At 71.5% G+C, this 16,878-nt stretch carries 18 protein-coding genes; 12 read left to right on the top strand and 6 right to left on the bottom strand.

The window, feature by feature from the left end:
• Window positions 1–10: 10 nt before the first annotated feature.
• On the top strand, window positions 11–481 hold the full coding sequence (locus AB0D49_RS06380) for an Lrp/AsnC family transcriptional regulator (RefSeq protein WP_362751598.1): 471 nt from the start codon (window positions 11–13) through the stop codon (window positions 479–481).
• A gap of 21 nt (window positions 482–502) precedes the next feature.
• Here the strand turns inward: AB0D49_RS06380 and AB0D49_RS06385 are convergent, their stop codons facing one another.
• Window positions 503–988 (bottom strand): Lrp/AsnC family transcriptional regulator, encoded by a 486-nt coding sequence (locus tag AB0D49_RS06385; RefSeq protein WP_362751601.1) that lies wholly within the window; start codon window positions 986–988, stop codon window positions 503–505.
• 321 nt (window positions 989–1,309) lie between these two features.
• Between AB0D49_RS06385 and AB0D49_RS06390 the strand changes: the two genes are divergently transcribed.
• The 7 genes from AB0D49_RS06390 to AB0D49_RS06420 are packed head-to-tail and all read left to right on the top strand — an operon-like array spanning window position 1,310 to window position 7,607.
• On the top strand, window positions 1,310–2,263 hold the full coding sequence (locus tag AB0D49_RS06390) for an ABC transporter permease (protein WP_362751604.1): 954 nt from the start codon (window positions 1,310–1,312) through the stop codon (window positions 2,261–2,263).
• Window positions 2,260–3,057: an ABC transporter permease gene (locus AB0D49_RS06395; RefSeq protein ID WP_362751607.1), complete on the top strand. Its 798-nt coding sequence runs from the start codon at window positions 2,260–2,262 to the stop codon at window positions 3,055–3,057. Before AB0D49_RS06390 ends, AB0D49_RS06395 begins: the two co-directional genes overlap by 4 nt.
• A 48-nt stretch (window positions 3,058–3,105) precedes the next feature.
• Window positions 3,106–4,191: a spermidine/putrescine ABC transporter substrate-binding protein gene (locus AB0D49_RS06400; RefSeq protein ID WP_362751610.1), complete on the top strand. Its 1,086-nt coding sequence runs from the start codon at window positions 3,106–3,108 to the stop codon at window positions 4,189–4,191.
• Between the two features lie 2 nt (window positions 4,192–4,193).
• Complete coding sequence (locus tag AB0D49_RS06405; protein WP_362751613.1) at window positions 4,194–5,321, top strand: ABC transporter ATP-binding protein; 1,128 nt, start codon at window positions 4,194–4,196, stop codon at window positions 5,319–5,321.
• A gap of 43 nt (window positions 5,322–5,364) precedes the next feature.
• Window positions 5,365–6,165 (top strand): carbon-nitrogen hydrolase family protein, encoded by an 801-nt coding sequence (locus AB0D49_RS06410; RefSeq protein ID WP_362751616.1) that lies wholly within the window; start codon window positions 5,365–5,367, stop codon window positions 6,163–6,165.
• 9 nt (window positions 6,166–6,174) lie between these two features.
• The gene (locus AB0D49_RS06415) at window positions 6,175–6,855 is read left to right on the top strand and encodes an RraA family protein (RefSeq protein ID WP_362751619.1); all 681 of its coding nucleotides are present in this window, start codon (window positions 6,175–6,177) and stop codon (window positions 6,853–6,855) included.
• A gap of 38 nt (window positions 6,856–6,893) precedes the next feature.
• Window positions 6,894–7,607, top strand: coding sequence for a 3-keto-5-aminohexanoate cleavage protein (locus tag AB0D49_RS06420; RefSeq protein WP_362751622.1), 714 nt, complete (start codon window positions 6,894–6,896; stop codon window positions 7,605–7,607).
• Window positions 7,608–7,678: 71 nt separating this feature from the next.
• On the opposite strand, the gene AB0D49_RS06425 is transcribed toward AB0D49_RS06420, so the two are convergent.
• The 3 genes from AB0D49_RS06425 to AB0D49_RS06435 form a co-directional block, all read right to left on the bottom strand.
• Window positions 7,679–7,879 (bottom strand): hypothetical protein, encoded by a 201-nt coding sequence (locus AB0D49_RS06425; protein ID WP_362751625.1) that lies wholly within the window; start codon window positions 7,877–7,879, stop codon window positions 7,679–7,681.
• Window positions 7,880–7,959: 80 nt separating this feature from the next.
• Window positions 7,960–8,895, bottom strand: a complete 936-nt coding sequence (locus AB0D49_RS06430; protein WP_362751628.1) for a CorA family divalent cation transporter — start codon at window positions 8,893–8,895, stop codon at window positions 7,960–7,962.
• A gap of 62 nt (window positions 8,896–8,957) precedes the next feature.
• The gene (locus tag AB0D49_RS06435; protein WP_362751631.1) at window positions 8,958–9,137 is read right to left on the bottom strand and encodes a hypothetical protein; all 180 of its coding nucleotides are present in this window, start codon (window positions 9,135–9,137) and stop codon (window positions 8,958–8,960) included.
• Between the two features lie 681 nt (window positions 9,138–9,818).
• Between AB0D49_RS06435 and AB0D49_RS06440 the strand changes: the two genes are divergently transcribed.
• Window positions 9,819–10,163, top strand: coding sequence for a GNAT family N-acetyltransferase (locus tag AB0D49_RS06440; protein ID WP_362751634.1), 345 nt, complete (start codon window positions 9,819–9,821; stop codon window positions 10,161–10,163).
• A gap of 20 nt (window positions 10,164–10,183) precedes the next feature.
• Window positions 10,184–10,816: an aspartate/glutamate racemase family protein gene (locus AB0D49_RS06445; RefSeq protein WP_362752119.1), complete on the top strand. Its 633-nt coding sequence runs from the start codon at window positions 10,184–10,186 to the stop codon at window positions 10,814–10,816.
• A gap of 546 nt (window positions 10,817–11,362) precedes the next feature.
• Here the strand turns inward: AB0D49_RS06445 and gndA are convergent.
• Window positions 11,363–12,802 carry an NADP-dependent phosphogluconate dehydrogenase gene (gene gndA / locus AB0D49_RS06450; protein ID WP_362751637.1) on the bottom strand — a complete coding sequence of 480 codons (1,440 nt, stop codon included), beginning with the start codon at window positions 12,800–12,802 and terminating at the stop codon, window positions 11,363–11,365.
• A 353-nt stretch (window positions 12,803–13,155) separates the two neighbouring features.
• Between gndA and AB0D49_RS06455 the strand changes: the two genes are divergently transcribed.
• Entirely contained in the window at window positions 13,156–14,367 is a 1,212-nt protein-coding gene (locus AB0D49_RS06455; protein WP_362751640.1) for a transglycosylase family protein, read from the top strand.
• 37 nt (window positions 14,368–14,404) lie between these two features.
• Here the strand turns inward: AB0D49_RS06455 and AB0D49_RS06460 are convergent, their stop codons facing one another.
• On the bottom strand, window positions 14,405–15,604 hold the full coding sequence (locus AB0D49_RS06460) for a DMT family transporter (protein ID WP_362751643.1): 1,200 nt from the start codon (window positions 15,602–15,604) through the stop codon (window positions 14,405–14,407).
• A gap of 228 nt (window positions 15,605–15,832) precedes the next feature.
• On the opposite strand from AB0D49_RS06460, the gene AB0D49_RS06465 reads away from it, so the two are divergent.
• The gene (locus AB0D49_RS06465; protein WP_362751646.1) at window positions 15,833–16,561 is read left to right on the top strand and encodes a (2Fe-2S)-binding protein; all 729 of its coding nucleotides are present in this window, start codon (window positions 15,833–15,835) and stop codon (window positions 16,559–16,561) included.
• The last annotated feature ends 317 nt before the right edge of the window (window positions 16,562–16,878 follow it).

Below are 16,878 nucleotides of genomic sequence, written 5' to 3' on the forward strand. Positions count from 1 at the left end.
GTCTGGGGTAGTGCTCGACGAAACCGACCGCCGGATCATGCGTACCCTCACCCGCGACGGGCGGACGCCCTACACCACGCTCGCCCGTGAGCTGGGGGTCTCCGAGGGGACCGTACGGCAGCGGGTGGCGCGGCTCCAGGAGAGCGGGGTGCTGCGGATCGTCGCGCTGTGCGATCCGCTGCGGCTGGGACATCAGTCGGTACGGCTGATGATCCGGGTCCGCGATCTCACCCCCCGCGCGGTCGCCAAGACGCTGTCCGGGATGCCGATGATCAACCATGTGGCGCTGTGCGCCGGAAGCCAGGACATCTTCCTGGAGGGCACATGCCGCGACCAGGCCCAGCTGGTGCAGCTGCTCGACGACATCCGGATGCTGCCCGGCGTCTCCCGGGTACAGGTGCTGCTGCTCCTGGAGCTGTTCAAGGACTACTCGTGGCAGGGGCTGGCCAGCGCCGTCGGCCAGGGCGTCGCCGAGGAGTAGCCCGGTCACCGCCGACCGCGTTCAGTTCGGCAGGATGCGCTTCTCCGGCCGGGCCGGGACCTCCCGGAAGCCCGCCCACAGATACGAGTCCTTCATGACCTCCAGCACGGTCAGCGCCTCCGCGTGCGCCACCCCGTTGACCCGGCGGACCCGCTCGGTGAGCAGTTCGGCGAGGTGCTCCAGATCCCGGCAGCGGACGTCCGCGATCAGGTCGTAGGGCCCCACACAGGACGCCACGTACCGGATCTCCGGCATCCGGGACATCTCGCGCGCCACCAGGGACACCGGGATGTGGTGCACCCGTACCGCGAGATGGACCTCCATCTCGCCCATCCGCACCGCGTCCGTCATCCCCACCACCTGGACCACGCCCTTGCGCTGGAGCCGCTGGTAGCGGGCCCGGACCGAGGCTTCCGACAGCCCCACCGTGCGGCCGATCTCGGCGAAGGAGCGGCGGCCGTCGACCCGGAGCTGGTCGATGATCTGCCGGTCCAGGTCGTCGATCACCAGGGAACCTCCGTACGGGACGTGTGCTGTATGCACCTTTATCCGCGCCGCCGGTGAGTGTCAAGGTCGTCGGTCACATCCCCGGCGTCCTGCGATACGCGTGGAAACCGGGCCCGTTTTCCACGGGATTCGTTGCCGACCGATCTTTCCGGTCCTCGCCCGTTCCCCCACGCTTTTCCCAACCGCAATCTCCGCCCCCCACGGCGAGGCGCGCCCCCCGGTCCCCGTACCGCCCATCACCGCCTCGTACCGCCCCGGACAAGGAGTTCCGCACATGCACAGCACCCCTCCCCGCGCCCCGACCATCCGGGGGCGACGGCGGTGACGGTCACCGCAGCCACCACCGGCACGGCCGCCGGACGGGCGCGCGCGGGCCGGTCAGGTGCCGGGGCCCCGTCCGGCGGGGCGGACGGACGGACACCGCGCGCCCGTCGCGCCGCCGTGACCACGCTGCTGCTCGCGCCCGCCGGGATCACCGTCCTCGGACTGGTCCTGGTGCCGCTGCTGCTGGTGGTGCGCAACAGCTTCGCCTCCTCGGACGCCTACGGCGGCATCCAGGGCGGCTGGACCCTGTCCAACTACCAGGACCTGATGGACCCGGTCTATCTCAAGGTCTTCAGCTACAGCCTCGGCATGGCCGCCCTGAACACCGCGGTCTGTCTGGTGCTCGGCTATGTCGTCTCGTACTACCTGGCCGGACGGTCCCCGCAGCGCCAGATGCTGCTGCTTCTGCTGATCATCGTGCCGTTCTGGACCGACTTCCTCGTCCGGACCTTCGCCTGGATCAACCTGCTCAGCCCCGGTGGCCCGGTCAACAGCCTCACCGACGCGATCGGCCTCACCGACGGCACCACGCAGTGGATACCCAGCCAGGGCGCCTCCTTCATCGGCCTGGTCTATGCCTTCCTGCCCACCGCGATCTTCCCGATCTACGCCTCCCTGCGCGGCGTCGACGGCTCCCTCGGCGAGGCCGCCCGCGACCTCGGCTGCGGCTGGTGGCGGGTGCACACCCGGGTCCTGCTGCCCATCGCCCGGCCCGGCATGCTCGCCGCCGCGCTGCTCACCTTCATCCCGACCCTCGGCGTCTTCGTCATCCCCGTCCTGCTCGGCGGCGGACGCGACCAACTGGTCGGCAATCTCATCGTCACCCTCTACACCGAGTTCCGTAACCAGCCCATGGGCGCCGCCGCCTCGGTGGTCCTGCTGCTGCTGATGGTCGCGTCGATGGCGGTGTTCGGACTGGCCGCCCGGCGGCTGAGGAGGAAGTCGGCATGAAGCACGCCCTGGACACCGTCACCGCCTGGCTCGCCCGCGGTGTCATCGCCTTCCTCTACATCCCCATCGTCGTCGTGGTGGTGCTCTCCTTCAACGACTCCGAGGTCACCTACAAGTGGGCCGGATTCTCCACCCGCTGGTACGGCACCCTCGCGGACAACACCGAACTCCTCGCCGCGCTGCGGATCAGCGCCGAGACCGCGCTGATCTCGGCCACCCTCGCCACCCTGTGCGGACTGCTCGCCGCCATGGGCATGGCCCGGCTCCGGGCCCGCGGCAAGGCCCTCTTCTCCGGCGGACTGTTCCTGCCGCTGATCATCCCGGAGATCGTCCTCGGCGTGGCCCTGCTCTCCGTGTTCGGCGCCCTGCACGCCGACCTCGGGATGACCACCCTGGTCCTCGGCCATGTGGTCGTGACCCTGCCGTACGCCTCACTGATCGTGCTCGGCGCCTACAACGCCCTCGACCCCTCGCTCGGCGAGGCCGCCACCGACCTCGGCTGCAACCCGTGGCAGTCGTTCCGCCGGATCACGCTGCCGCTGCTGCGCCAGCCGCTGCTGGCGGCCTGGCTGCTCAGCTTCACCATCTCGTTCGGCAACATCGTGATGTCGACCTTCACCAACGGCGTCGGCAGCACCACCCTTCCGCTGCGCGTGTACTCGATGCTCAAGGGCGGACTGACCCCCGAGATCAACGCGCTGGGCACGCTGCTCGTGCTCTTCACCCTGCTGATCATCGTCGGCGTGGGCCTGCGGCAGATGCGCCGGGTCCTCCTCGGTGCCGACCGCACCTGACCCCGTCTTCTTCTTCTCATCCCTGACCTCGTGAAAGGCACCACCCTCATGCGTGCAAGAAGTGTCTCCGTCTCCAAGGGCGCCCTGGCCATCGCCGTCACCACCGTCACCGCGCTGGTCGCCACCGGCTGTGGCGGCTCCGGGTCGGACTCCGCGTCCTCCGGCGGCGGCAAGGAGCTGAACATCTACGCCTGGGCCGGGGAGATCCCGGACACCGTGGTGAAGAAGTTCGAGCAGGAGACCGGCATCAAGGTCACCCTCGACACCTTCGACAGCAACGAGACGATGACCGCCAAGCTCAGCTCCGGCTCGGCCGGCTACGACCTGGTGGAGCCCAGCCAGTACAGCGTGCAGCAGCTCATCGGACAGCAGCTGATCCAGCCGCTGGACCACTCCCGCATCAAGGGCCTGGACAACCTCGCCGACAAGTTCCGCGACCCGTCCTACGACCCCGGCAACAAGTACTCGATCCCGTGGATCTGGGGCACCACCGGCTTCGCGTACAACGAGACCTGTATCCCCGAGGCGACCAGCTGGAAGACGCTCTTCGACGCGGAGTACAAGGGCAAGGTCTACATGCTGGACAACATGCTCGCCGCGTACATCGCCGGGCTCCAGGTCACCGGCGCCCGCGCCACCAGCACCGACGAGGGCGAGATCAAGGCCGCCACCGACGCGCTCACCGACCAGAAGAAGATCCTCGCGGGCTACAACTCCACCAACTACCCGCAGCTCCTGTCCACCGGCCAGGCGTGCGCCGCCCAGGCGTGGAGCGGCACCGCGATGGCCAAGGTCGTCGCCGCCAACCCCGAGGTGCACTACGTGCTGCCCGAGGAGGGCGGCTCCATCTGGACGGACGGCCTGTCCATCCCCAAGGGCGCCAAGAACACCGACGCCGCCTACCGGTTCATCAACTACCTGCTCCAGCCCGAGATCGCGGCCATGGCCACCGACGACGGCGGCAGCGCCAGCACCAACGCCAAGGCCCGCGACTTCATCAAGGACAAGAAGGCCCTGGACAACCCGGCCGTCTACGCCTCCGACGAGGCCATCGCCAAGGCGGACTTCCTGCTGGACCCGGGCAAGGCGATGACCCACTTCCAGCAGGGCTGGACCAAGGTGAAGGCGTCCTGACCATGAACATCACCAAGACCGCGGGCCGGGCGGTGAACCCGGCCGCCCACCAGAACCCCGACGCCCCGGCGGTACGTCTCACCGGAGTCGGCAAGAGCTTCGGCACCACCGTCGCCGTCACGGACGTCACCCTCGACATCCGGCGCAACGAGTTCTTCTCCATCCTCGGCCCGTCCGGCTGCGGCAAGACCACCCTCATGCGGATGATCACCGGCTTCGAGACCCCGACCGAGGGCACGGTGGAACTCGGCGGCACCCCCGCCAACTCCATCCCGCCGCACCGACGCGACCTCAATATGCTCTTCCAGAGCTACGCCCTGTTCCCGCATCTGTCGGTCGCGGACAACGTGGCCTTCGAACTGAAGGTACGCAAGTCCCGTCCCAAGGCGGAGATCGCCGGGGCGGTCCGCGAGGCCCTGGCCCTGGTCCGCCTCGAAGGCTACGGCGACCGCTCCATCGCCCAGCTCTCCGGCGGCCAGCGCCAGCGCGTCGCCATCGCCCGCGCCCTCATCGGCCGCCCCTCCCTGCTGCTGCTCGACGAACCCCTCGGCGCCCTCGACCAGAAGCTGCGCGCCGAGATGCAACTGGAGCTGAAGAAGATCCAGCGCGAGGTCGGCGTCACCTTCGTCACCGTCACCCACGACCAGGAGGAGGCCCTGACCATGTCCGACCGCATCGCGGTCATGGACGGCGGCCGGGTCCTCCAGGTCGACAGCCCCGAGGCGATCTACGAACGCCCCGCGACCCGGTTCGTCGCCGACTTCATCGGCACATCGAACTTCGTCACCGGGACCGTCGACGGCGGCTTCCTCGACGTCCCCGGACTCGGCAGGTTCGCCGCGCCCGAGGGCCATGGGCTCGCCCGGGGCACCGCCGCCCATCTCGCGGTCCGGCCCGAGAACGTCCGCCTCGCCGCCCCGGACACCGATCTGCCGGACTGCGCGACCGTCCTGGACGGCACGCTCCAGCAGATCGTCTACCTGGGCAACGCCACCCGCTACCACCTCACCCTGGCCGACGGCACCGAACTCGTCGCCGAGTCCCGCGGCGCCGACCGCGGCGGACTGACGGCCGGTGCCCCCGTCCGGGCCGGATGGGCGCCCGCCCGCTCCCGCCTCCTCACGGACTGACCCCGCAACCCCGCCCCACACCCCCCATCAAGGAGATACGACCGTGAAGGTCGCCGCAGCACAATTCGCCCCGACCGGTGACGCCGCCGCCAATCTCGCCGTCATCGAGGAGATGACCGCCGAGGCCGTGGCCGCCGGTGCCGAACTGGTCGTCTTCCCCGAGGAGTCGATGCTCCCGTCCGACTTCGGCGACGAGACCGACGCCCAGCTCAGAGAACTCGCCGTCGCCCACTGGGAACCCTTCCTCCAGGGCCTCGCCCGCATCGCCCGCACCCATGGCATCGCCGTCATCGCCGCCGGCTACGAGGACAGCGGCACGGCCCTGCCGTACAACACCATGGCCGCCGTCGACGCCGACGGGGAGGTGCTCGGCCTCTACCGCAAGATGCATCTGTACGACGCCTTCGACTACAAGGAGTCGCGCCGCATCCAGCGCGGCGACACCGGCCCCGTCGTGGTCCGCATCGGCGACTTCAACGTCGGCCTCGTCAACTGCTACGACATCCGCTTCCCCGAGTTCACCCGCTCCCTGGTGGAGATGGGCGCCGATCTGCTCGCGGTCTCCGCCGCCTGGGTCAAGGGCCCGCTGAAGGAGGACCACTGGCAGACCCTGCTGCGCACCCGCGCCATCGAGAACACCTGCTGGGTCGTGGCGTCCTCGCTCACCACCCCCGACTGCATCGGCATGTCGATGGCCGTCGACCCGCTCGGCGTGGTGCGTGCCGCGCTCGGCGAGGAGGAGCGCTCGCTGCTCGTCGCCGACGCCGACAAGGACCGTATCGACCGGGCCCGCACGGTCCTGCCCGTGCTCCGCAACCGCCGCATCATCATCGGACCGAGGTGACCCGCCCCCATGCCCCTGGACATCCGTGACATCCGCGCCCTGCCCGCGCCGGACGCCGCCCTCGTCGCCCGGCTCCACCAGGTCGACTTCCCCACCCTCGGCCACTATCTGGAGGAGGGGTTCTGCGACCCCGCGCTCCAGCGCATGGCGGGCACCGGCAAGCTCGTCGGCCGGGCGGTGACGGTCCGGATCACCGCGACCGACTCCACCGTGCTGCACCACGCGGCCGGTCTGGTCGGACCCGGTGACGTGGTCGTCATCGACACCGGCGGCGACCGCCGCCACGCCCCGCTCGGCGAGGTCGTCGCCAACGCGCTGGCCGCGCGCGGCGCCGCCGGTGCCGTGGTCGACGGTCTCTGCACCGACATCGACGCGCTCCGCGAGGTCGGGCTGCCGGTGTACGCCTACGGCCGCACCCCGCTCACCACCAAACTGCACGGCCTCGCCGACGGCTCCTTCTGCGCGCCGATCACCTGCGGCGGCGTCCCCGTGCACGCCGGTGACCTGGTGCTCGGTGACGCCAACGGCCTGATCGTCGCCCCGGCCGGGCGGCTGGCCGCCGTCCTGGACGAGGCCGTCGAGGACGACGCCGAGGAACCGGCGCTGATCGCCGAGGTCACCGAGGGCAAGCCGCTCGGCTCCCTCACCGGCGCGACGGAGACGTTGCGCGCCCTGGGCGCCTTCGCCTGACCGCCCACTTTTCTGCAACTCCCGCTGAAAGGACCATCGTGTTTCTGAAAGCCGCCGTCAACGGCGGGCGCTCCCGGACCGAGCACCCCACCGTCCCGGTCACCGCGGAGCAGATCGCCGCCGACACCGCCGCGGTGCTCGCCGCCGGGGCGGACGTCGTCCACTTCCACGTCCGCACCCCGGACGGCGGCCAGACCATCCGCCCCGACGCGCTCGCCGAGGTACTGGCGGCGATCCGCGCCACCGCCCCCGGCGCGGTGGTCGGCACCACCACCGGACTGTGGACCTGCTCCGGCCCCGAGGAGCGCTACGAGCTGGTCAAGTCATGGGAGGTGCTGCCCGACTTCGCGTCCGTCGCGTTCAGCGAGGAGGGCGCCGCCGAGACCGCCGAACTGGTCCTGGAGCGCGGGATGGTGCTGGAGAGCGCCGTGTGGACGATGGACGACGTCCCGGCCCTGCTGGCGTCCCCCACCCTCCACGACAACGTCCGCATCCTGATCGAGCCGGTGGAGGAGGACCCCGAGGAGGCGGTGGCGGCGGCCCGCGCGATGGCCGAGCGCATCCTCGCCGCGGGCGTCACCTGCCCGATCCTGTACCACGGCGACGGCCCCACGGTCTGGCCGCTGGTCCGCGCCGCCGCCGAGGACGGCCACCAGGCCCGGATCGGCTTCGAGGACGGCACGGACCTGCCCGACGGCACGACCGCCCCCGACAACGCGGCACTGGTCCGGGCGGTACGCGCACTGGCCTGACCGCCTGCTGCCGACGGCGGTGGCGCTGCGGGTCCCGGAGGCGCCGCGCCACGGCGGCGCCTCCCGCCGGGTCAGGTCCTGTGGTGATCGGTGTGCCAGATCGCTTCGAGGCGCGGGACGCCGTCCGGACCGGGCACCAGGTGCCAGTGGGCGTGCGGACGGCGGTCCCGGGCATCGGACGCGGACGCCGGGCGGGGGGCCGGGCCGTCCAGGACCGTGAGCACGGGATGCTCCGACGGGCTGTCGACGACGGGGCGCACGAGGATCGTCATGCGGTTCACCTCCGCTGAGGAAGAGGGGGGAAGGGAGGGGCATACAGGGGAACGGGAAGAGGGCTGCCCGGCGTTCACCGTCAGCGCAACCAACCGCGGCGGCGGATGTACCAGAGCGGGATCAGCGCGGCGACGAAGGTCAGCAGGGTGGTGACCAGGAAGCCGTGCTCCCAGTTCAGTTCGGGCATGTTGGTGAAGTTCATGCCGTAGAACGTGGCGATCAGGGTGGGCGGCAGGAACACCGCCGTGATGATGGTGAACACCTTGACGATCTGGTTCTGCTTCACATCGAGCGAGGTCATGATGGACTGCTGGAGATAGCGGACCTTGTCGTGCTCGTAACTGGCGTGGTCCTTCACCCCGTTGATGTCCGCGACCAGCACATCGATCATCCCGGCCAGCCGGGGATCGGCGGTGCCGACCTCGGCGCGCAGATGCCGGGCGGCGCGCGCCAGCATCAACTGGGACTCCTGGGTACGGGAGACGATCTCCTCGGCCAGGTTCATCCGCTTGATGGTGTCCCGCATGTCGCTGACCCCGATCTCGGTGCCGCGCTCGTCGTAGCCCTCGGTGGCGAGCGTGATCTCGTCGCTCATGTCCTCCAGGACGTCGCTGGCGTAGTCGATGACCCGCTCCTGCGCCTCGTTGAGGGCGTACAGCAGTGCGTACATCACGCCGTGCGGGCTCTCGGCCAGATGCGGAAGGCGTCGCAGCCGCGCCAGTGCCTTGTGGAACGGGCCGAACGGCGTCTCGGGCTGGAGCGTGACGAGCACCTCGTCCCCGAGGGCGAAGACCAGACGTTCGCGGCGGATCACATCGTCCTTGCGGACATTGACCACGAGGGGCAGGGAGACGAACGCGTCGGACTCCCAGACGCGGCTGCCCGCGGTGTCGAAGTCGACCCCGGTGACCTGCCGCGCCGCCGCCAGGGCCTCCTGGTCACCGGCGGCGACCTGGACCCAGTGGCTGCGCAGCACACCGACGTCATAACTGGCCGCGACCGTCCGGCTGTCCATGTAGCTCCCCTTCCTCTTCCTTGGCTGCGGGTGACGGTTGAGCGCTTCCCTCGGTGGCGGGTTCACGGGTTGTACGGCGAGGTGGAGGACGAGCCCGGCCCGTCCTGCCCCGGCTCGGGGACGCCGTAGTGGACGATGAGCAGCCCGGCGCAGATGAACAGGTACAGGGCGATGGTGAAGGCGATCGCCTGACGCTCCAGATGGGGCCGCTTCTTCTTCGGTACGGCGGCTTTGCTGAGCATGACCATGGAAGCCCCCTGGTGGTGTTGTTGTGTGCTGGGTATGGCGTGGCGTGATGCGCCGAGGGCAGGACGAGCACCCTGGCGGACGTGCGGCGACGCCGCGGCAGGACAGGGTGGGGCGGGTGTGGGCGCGGGTGCGCCTACTGGCTCAGAACGGGTGGGGTCGCGCGGGGCCGCTCACGGGGAGGGAGCGCGCGGTCAGAGAGCGGCGCGAACGCCGAGGGCGGCCGGATGAAGGGCCTGAAGCGCGTGCGGGGCCTGAAGGGCCGGACTATGACCCGGATCAGAACTGTCCATGACCGCCCCCTCTCGCAGCCGGGCGCGGACGACACCGCGCGGAACCAGTCGACTTGGCGCACAGGGGTCGGCGGACGGGCAGAAATCACCGACCGGGCCAAGTACGTTCCTCATACTTGCACACTTACGCAACAAGAGGCAAAGGTACGGGCGCCTCCGGCGGGAGTGAGGGGAGCGGCTGCGGGGGAGTGTGCCTGGTCCAGCCGGGGGACCCGGTGATCACCATCGGTTACGCTCGCCCGAGCCGCCACCGACCCAAGTCCTGCCTGACGACACCTGACGACATCTGATGACACCTGACGACCTGGCGACCTGGCGACCTGAAGACCTAACGATCAGACGACCTGACGACCTGACGACCCGAAGCTGCGAAGAGGGAGCCCCATGAGCGAGACCGAGATCCGCGACGACCGGGCCGCCGGCCGGCTGGAGGCCGTACAGGGCGAGGAGGTCGCGGGCCGGATCGAGTACTTCGTGCTCGACTCCCCGGCGCCCGCCCTGGTGCCCGTGCACACCATCGTCGAGCCCGCCTACGAGGGCCAGGGCATCGCCGGTTCGCTGGCCCGCGAGCTGTACGCCGTCGCCGCGCGCGAGGGCGTCCCCGTGGCGCCGCTGTGCCCGTACGTCGTCAAGTGGGCGGAGCGCCACCCCGAGGAGGCTCCGGCGGCCGACCCGGCTCTGCTGCGGGCGGCGATGGAGTGGCTGCGGGCCCACCCCGGCCGCTTCTGAGACGCGGCGCGACCGTGCCCGTGCTCGCCCTGCTGCACACCTCGCCCGTCCATGTCCCGGTGTTCGACGCCCTACGGGACCTGGACCACCCCGCCCTGCGCCTACGCCACCTGGTCGACGAGCGCCTGCTGGACCGGGCCCGCGCCGAAGGCCCGGAGGCGGTGACGGCGGAGGTGCGCGCGGCCGTGGCGGGGGCGGTCGCGGACGGCGCCACGGCGGTGCTGTGCACCTGCTCCACGATCGGCGCGGTCGCCGAGTCCGTCCGTGTCCCGGTCCCGGTGCTGCGGGTGGACCGGCCGATGGCCGCCGCCGCGGTCGCCGCCGGTCCCCGGGTCACGGTCCTCGCCACGGTGGAGAGCACCCTCGCGCCCACGGCCGCGCTGATCGAGGAGGAGGCCCGCCGCGCAGGCCGCCCGGTCCGGCTCGACGTACGCCTGGTGCCGGATGCCTGGGACCACTTCACGGCGGGCGATCAGGACACCGCGGCCCGTCTGGTGGCAACGGCCGCGGACGCCCTGACGGACACCGACAGCATCGTCCTGGCCCAGGCGTCCATGGCCCCGGCGACCCGCCTCACCAGCACACCCGTACCGGTCCTGGCCAGCCCCCGCCTGGGCCTGACGGCAGCGGCCCGCCTCAGCACAGGCGACTGAACACGGCGACACCGGGTACCCGGAGGACCGACCGCCCCACACACCCCGGAGGCCCCGATGACCCACCCCCCACCGGACCCATATCCGACCCCACCCCCACCCCTCCCCGACCCCAACCCACCCCCCATCCCCCCACCCCCAGAGCCACCCCCCACCCCAGAACCGGGCCGCCCCCTGACCTGACCCCCGGCAGGCCCGTGTATGGGACCCAACACCCCCACACACGGAAACCGACCCTGACCCCCACCCCCTAAGGGGCGCGGGGAACTGCGCACCCAGCCCCCACGAACCCGCCCGATGAAACCGGGCCCTGCCCCCCACCCCCTGAGGGGCGCGGGGAACTGCGCGCTCAACCCCCACGAACCCGCAGCATGAAACCGGGCCCTGCCCCCCACTCCCTAAGGGGCGCGGGGAACTGCGCGCCCAGCCCCCACGAACCCGCAGCATGAAACCGGCCCTGCCCCCCACTCGCTGAGGGGCGCGGGGAACTGCGCGCTCAACCCCCACGAACCCGCACCCGCACCCGCACCCCCCCACGCAGCGGAACTACGAAGAGACTTCCTCCCGCCCCCCACCCCACACCGTGTGAAACGCCCCCTCCCGATCCACCCTCCGATACGTGTGCGCCCCAAAAAAGTCCCGCTGCCCCTGAGTAAGCGCCGCAGGCAACCGCTCGGCCCGCAACGCGTCGTAGTACGCCAGCGCCGCCCCGAACCCCGGCGTCGGCACCCCCTCCCGCGTCGCCGCGATCACCACCTCACGCCAGTCGTCCTGCGCGTCGGCGATCTCCTGCGCGAACGTCCCGTCGGACAGCAGACTCGGCAGATCCGGCCGCGCGTCGTACGCGGCCCGGATACGGTCCAGGAAGGCCGCCCGGATGATGCAGCCGCCCCGCCAGATCGACGACACCGCCCCCAGGTCGACATCCCACCCGTACTCGTCGCTGCCCGCGGCGATCTGATGGAAGCCCTGCGTGTACGAGACGATCTTCGACGCGTACAACGCCTGCTCGACCCGGTCCGCGAACGCCGCCGCCTCGGCCGCGCCCAGCGCCGTCGCCTTCGGCCCCGCCAGCCCGCGGGACGCGTCCCGCAGCGCCGCATGCCCGGACAGGGAGCGCGCGAACACCGCCTCGGCGATCCCGGAGACCGGAACCCCCAGGTCGAGCGCGATCTGCACGGTCCAGCGCCCGGTGCCCTTCTGCTCCGCCTGGTCGACCACCACATCCACGAACGGCTTACCCGTCGCGGCGTCCACATGGGACAGCACCTCGGCGGTGATCTCGATCAGATACGAGTCCAGCCGCCCCTGGTTCCAGGTGCGGAAGATCTCCGCGATCTGCGCGGGCTCGTACCCGGCGACCTCGCGGAGCAGCTGGTACGCCTCGCCGATCAGCTGCATGTCGGCGTACTCGATGCCGTTGTGCACCATCTTCACGAAGTGCCCGGCGCCGTCGGGGCCGACATGGGTGACACAGGGCGCCCCGTCGGCCGCTTTCGCGGAGATCTTCTCCAGCATCGGCCCCAGCGAGTCGTACGACTCCTTCGGGCCGCCCGGCATGATGCTCGGGCCGAGCAGCGCGCCCTCCTCGCCGCCGGAGACGCCCATGCCGACGAAGTGGATGCCCTGCTCGCGCAGGTCGCGCTCCCGGCGCCGGGTGTCCGCGAAGTGCGCGTTCCCGCCGTCGATGATCATGTCACCGGGCTCCAGCAGCGGTGCGAACTCCTCGATCACCGCGTCCGTGGGGTCGCCCGCCTTGACCATGACGACCAGGCGGCGGGGCCGCTCCAGGGCGGCGACGAAGTCCTTCGCCGTCTCGGCCGCGATGAACTCGCCCTCGCCGCCGAACTCCTCCACCAGGGCGCGCGTCTTCGCCGCGGTCCGGTTGTGCACCGCGACGGTGTAGCCGTTGCGGGCGAAGTTGCGGGCGAGATTGCGGCCCATCACCGCGAGTCCCGTGACGCCGATCTGGGCTGTGTTGCTCATGTCCGCCTGCTCCTCAACCATCCGGTCGGTAAGCATTCGACCGGGAAGGCCCGGAACGTCCCCGGGGACCGATCCGATCGAATGCGTCGATCCTGAACAATGTCCTGCCGAACATCTGCGAAGGTACCTCTCCTCGCCATCCTGACGTCCCGCCACTCTGGGCGCACCTTCGGGGTCCGACACGTCTCAGTACGTGGCACAGGACCCCTCCGCCTCACCCTCCGCATACGGAAACCGGTCAACCAACGACTGTTCCGCGCCATTTGAACCTTCGGGGCCCCGATCGCCGTCTTGTCATGGCCTGTTCTTCCCCCCTACTTTTGGGCCGCTGACATATGTCTAGGGGGCACTTCATGGCCGTACGCGGCCGGCACCGCCGGTATCAGCCCAACAGGATCAACCGTGCCTCACTGACCGTCACCGCCGGTGGCGCCGGTATGGCCCTTCCGCTCATCGGCACCGGCGTCGCGCACGGCGCGGATGTGGCGACCTGGAACAAGGTCGCCGCCTGTGAGTCGACCAGCAACTGGTCCATCAACACCGGCAACGGCTACTTCGGCGGGCTCCAGTTCAGCCAGTCCACCTGGGAGGCGTACGGCGGCACCCGGTACGCCCCGCGCGCCGACCTCGCCTCCAAGGACCAGCAGATCGCCGTCGCCGAGAAGGTCCTCGACGGACAGGGCCCCGGCGCCTGGCCGACCTGCTCCCAGCGCGCCGGACTCACCCGGGACGGCGCCGAGCCGGACATCGACCCCGGCGGGAACACGCCCCGCGCGGCGCGGCAGCAGACGCTCCCGGCGGCCGTGCCGGACGTCCAGCCGCAGACCACCCCGCAGTCCCGCGCGGGCAAGGCCGAGATGTACACCGTGGTGCGCGGCGACACGCTGTCCGGGATCGCCGGGGAGCGCGAGGTCGGCGGCGGCTGGCAGGGCCTTTACGCCGCCAACCGCTCCACCATCGGCACCGACCCGGACCTGATCCTGCCCGGCCAGCGGCTGACCCTGTCTGGCAAGGCCGCGGCGACCGCGCCCGCGCCCGCCAAGAAGGAGACGGCGGCCCCCAAGAAGCAGGCCACGGAGCCCAAGAAGGCGGCTCCGGCCCCCAAGAAGGCCGCGAGCACCGACACCGACGACAAGCCCGCCACCAGCGGCGACACCCAGCCCTCGCGGGTCGCCCCCGTAGCCGCCTCCACCGGCACCAGCTACCGCGTGAGCGGCTCGTCCTGGTCGAAGGGCTACCACACCGGCGTCGACTTCCCCGTACCCACCGGCACCTCCGTGAAGGCCGTCGGCGCGGGCACGGTGGTCAGCGCGGGCTGGTCCGGCTCCTTCGGCTACGAGGTGGTCGTCCGGCACACCGACGGCCGCTACAGCCAGTACGCCCATCTCTCCGCGATCAATGTGAAGGACGGACAGTCCGTGACGGCCGGGCAGCGCATCGGGCGCTCCGGCAACACCGGCAACAGCACGGGCCCGCATCTGCACTTCGAGGTGCGCACCGGACCCGGCTTCGGCACGGACGTCGACCCCCTGGCCTACCTCCGGGCGGGCGGCGTCAAGCTCTGAGCCCGACGCCCGACCCGGGCGCCGGAACCGGCGGGGGTCAGGATCTGACCCTCGTACGGTGCCGGTCCAGCAGCGGAAGCGGCATGAACGGCCCGCCGTACACCGGGGCCGGGCGGCTCACCGGACCCGCCGGGCGGTCCGGGACGGCCCGAGCCGCCGGTGCGGCCGGGAACGACGAGGTGACCGGCTTGCGCGGGGCCCCCGGCGCGGCCGTGCGGCTCGCCCGCACCGGTCCGCCGAAGCCGTCGATCCGTCCGTCGCCGTCGGGCGACGGGCCCGGCACGAACGCGTCCAGCGCCTCTTCGAGGGCGTCCCCCGCGCGGACCGCGAGCCGCTGGGCGCCGATGTCCGGGCCCTGGGGCGTGACCGGCTCGGCCGTGTCCGGCGACAGCTGCGCGGTGCGCTGCACCCGCTCGGTGGTCAGCAGGATCAGCCCGCCCGCCGCCGCCACACCGCAGCCGAGCGCCACGGCGGCGCCCGTGGAGCCGTAGCGGAAGGTCTCGCCGAACATCGTGATGCCCACGGCCGCCGCGACGACCGGGTTCACCACGGTCAGCGTGGCCAGCGGAGCGGCCAGCCCGGCGCCCCGGTAGGACGCCTGGGACAGCAGCAGTCCGGCGACCGCCAGCACACCGATCGCCGACAGGGCGGGCAACTCGGTGAGGGCCGGGCCGCCGGCCCACTCCACGGCGACGGTCTTGGTGAACACCGACGACATGCCGAAGGCGATACCGGAGCCCAGCGCGAGCAGCACACTGCGGGCCATCGGATGCCGCGCGGACGCCCGCGCGGCGGCCATCAGACCCGCCACCACCACGACGGTGGCCGTGAACGCCGCTATCTGCTGGTCGTCGCTGAGCGAGCGCGAGCCCGCGCTCCCCACCAGGGACAGCAGGCCCGCCAGACCCAGCGTCGCCATCAAGGCGCCCCGCCAGGCCGTCGCCCCCGCCCGGCGGCCGACGAACATGGCGGCCATGGGCAGCGCGAACACTATGGTGAGCGCGCCCAGCGGCTGGACCACGCTCAGCGGCCCATAGGCCAGGGCGATCACATGGAGCAGTCCACCGAGACCGTTCAGCCCGACCGCGAACCACCACGCCGGGCGGCGCAGCGGGGCGAACTGCTGCCCGGCCGACGCGGGTCCGGCCTCCGCGACGCGCTCCTGCACGATGGCCCCGCCCGCGTACGCGACGGCGGACACCAGCGACAGCAGCACGGAGAACGCGAGGGCGCTCATGGGCGGCTCCTCTGCGTCAGGCGGGGGCGTGAAGCCCGGCGCGGCGAACGATCGGCTTTCATACCCAACACGATGCCCCCTCGATCGCTTCCCGTCGTCGTACCTGAGCACGCAATGCGTCCTACTACCGTTGGAGTACTCTTCGCGCCCCGTCATCCCAGAGGGTGGCGACCTCCGGGGGACACTCGGGGTGCGTGGCCCTCGGAACCCTTGGTACTACTGCTCTTCGTGGAACTCGACCCGGCGCTCGCCGCGCTCCGGCCGCTCGGCGGCTTCTTCGTACTGCGCACGGTCGTGGACCCGGACCCCGGCCCCGTCGCCGCCTCGCCGACACTCGCCCAGGTCTACGCCGAGCCCGCATCGGATGTTTACCCGGATTCGCTGACTTCTCGGCTGCGGAAGGTGGAGCGCTCCTTGCGGGCGCCCGAGCCCCGGATCGCCGCCTCGATCGCCCAGCTGGGCCTCGCCGCCCGGCTCTGGTCGGTGGCGCTGGGCTGTGCCGCCCTGTACGGTGCCGTCCCCGATCTGGCCCCCCGGCTGCTGCGCTGGGACCCCGACGCGAGCGCCCCCGGCGACCTGCTGCTCACCGAGGTGCGTCCCCGCCCCGCCGACCCGGCCACCCTCGCCGACAGCGTGCTGGGCGGGCATCTGGCGCCCCTGCACACCGCCCTGCGCGCCCGGGTGCGGCTCGCCGACGGTCTGCTGTGGGGCAACGCCGCGTCCGCGCTCGCGGGGGCCGCGCGCGAACTGGAGCGGTGGGCTCGGGCCGCCGGGCGCCCCGACGCCGCGGTGCGCTGCCGCGAGCTGACCCGGGCGCTGTTCGGCCAGCCGCCGTTGGTCGGCACCGGCACGTTCCAGGGGACCGGGTTCCGGCGTCGTAGTTGCTGTCTCTACTACCGGGTGCCGGGTGGGGGGCTGTGCGGGGACTGCTGCCTTGGCCGTCCGCCGGGGCGCTGACCCCGGTCTGTGAGGTGTCCCCTGTTGGTTGGCCCCTGCATGTGTGGCGTCTCCCTGGTCCCCCCCCGTGGGCATCGTCTTCGGGTGCGGCCGAGTGGGGGCTGGTCGCGCAGTTCCTCCCCCAGAGGGGGCACCCCCAGCGCCCCTGAAAGGCGGGCGTGATCGCGCGGTGCCTTCAAGGGCAGGGGAATCTGCCCGACCGGTCACACCGCGCCGGGACCCGCGTACGGCCGCGCTGTAATCGTCGTCTCACGTGCTCGTGTGCTCTTCCCCGGGGGCTCCTTGTGGGTGACCATGGCTGCACCGGCCGCGGCGAC

This window comes from Streptomyces sp. NPDC048290 (assembly GCF_040652095.1).
In the GTDB taxonomy this organism is placed as follows: Bacteria; Actinomycetota; Actinomycetes; order Streptomycetales; family Streptomycetaceae; genus Streptomyces.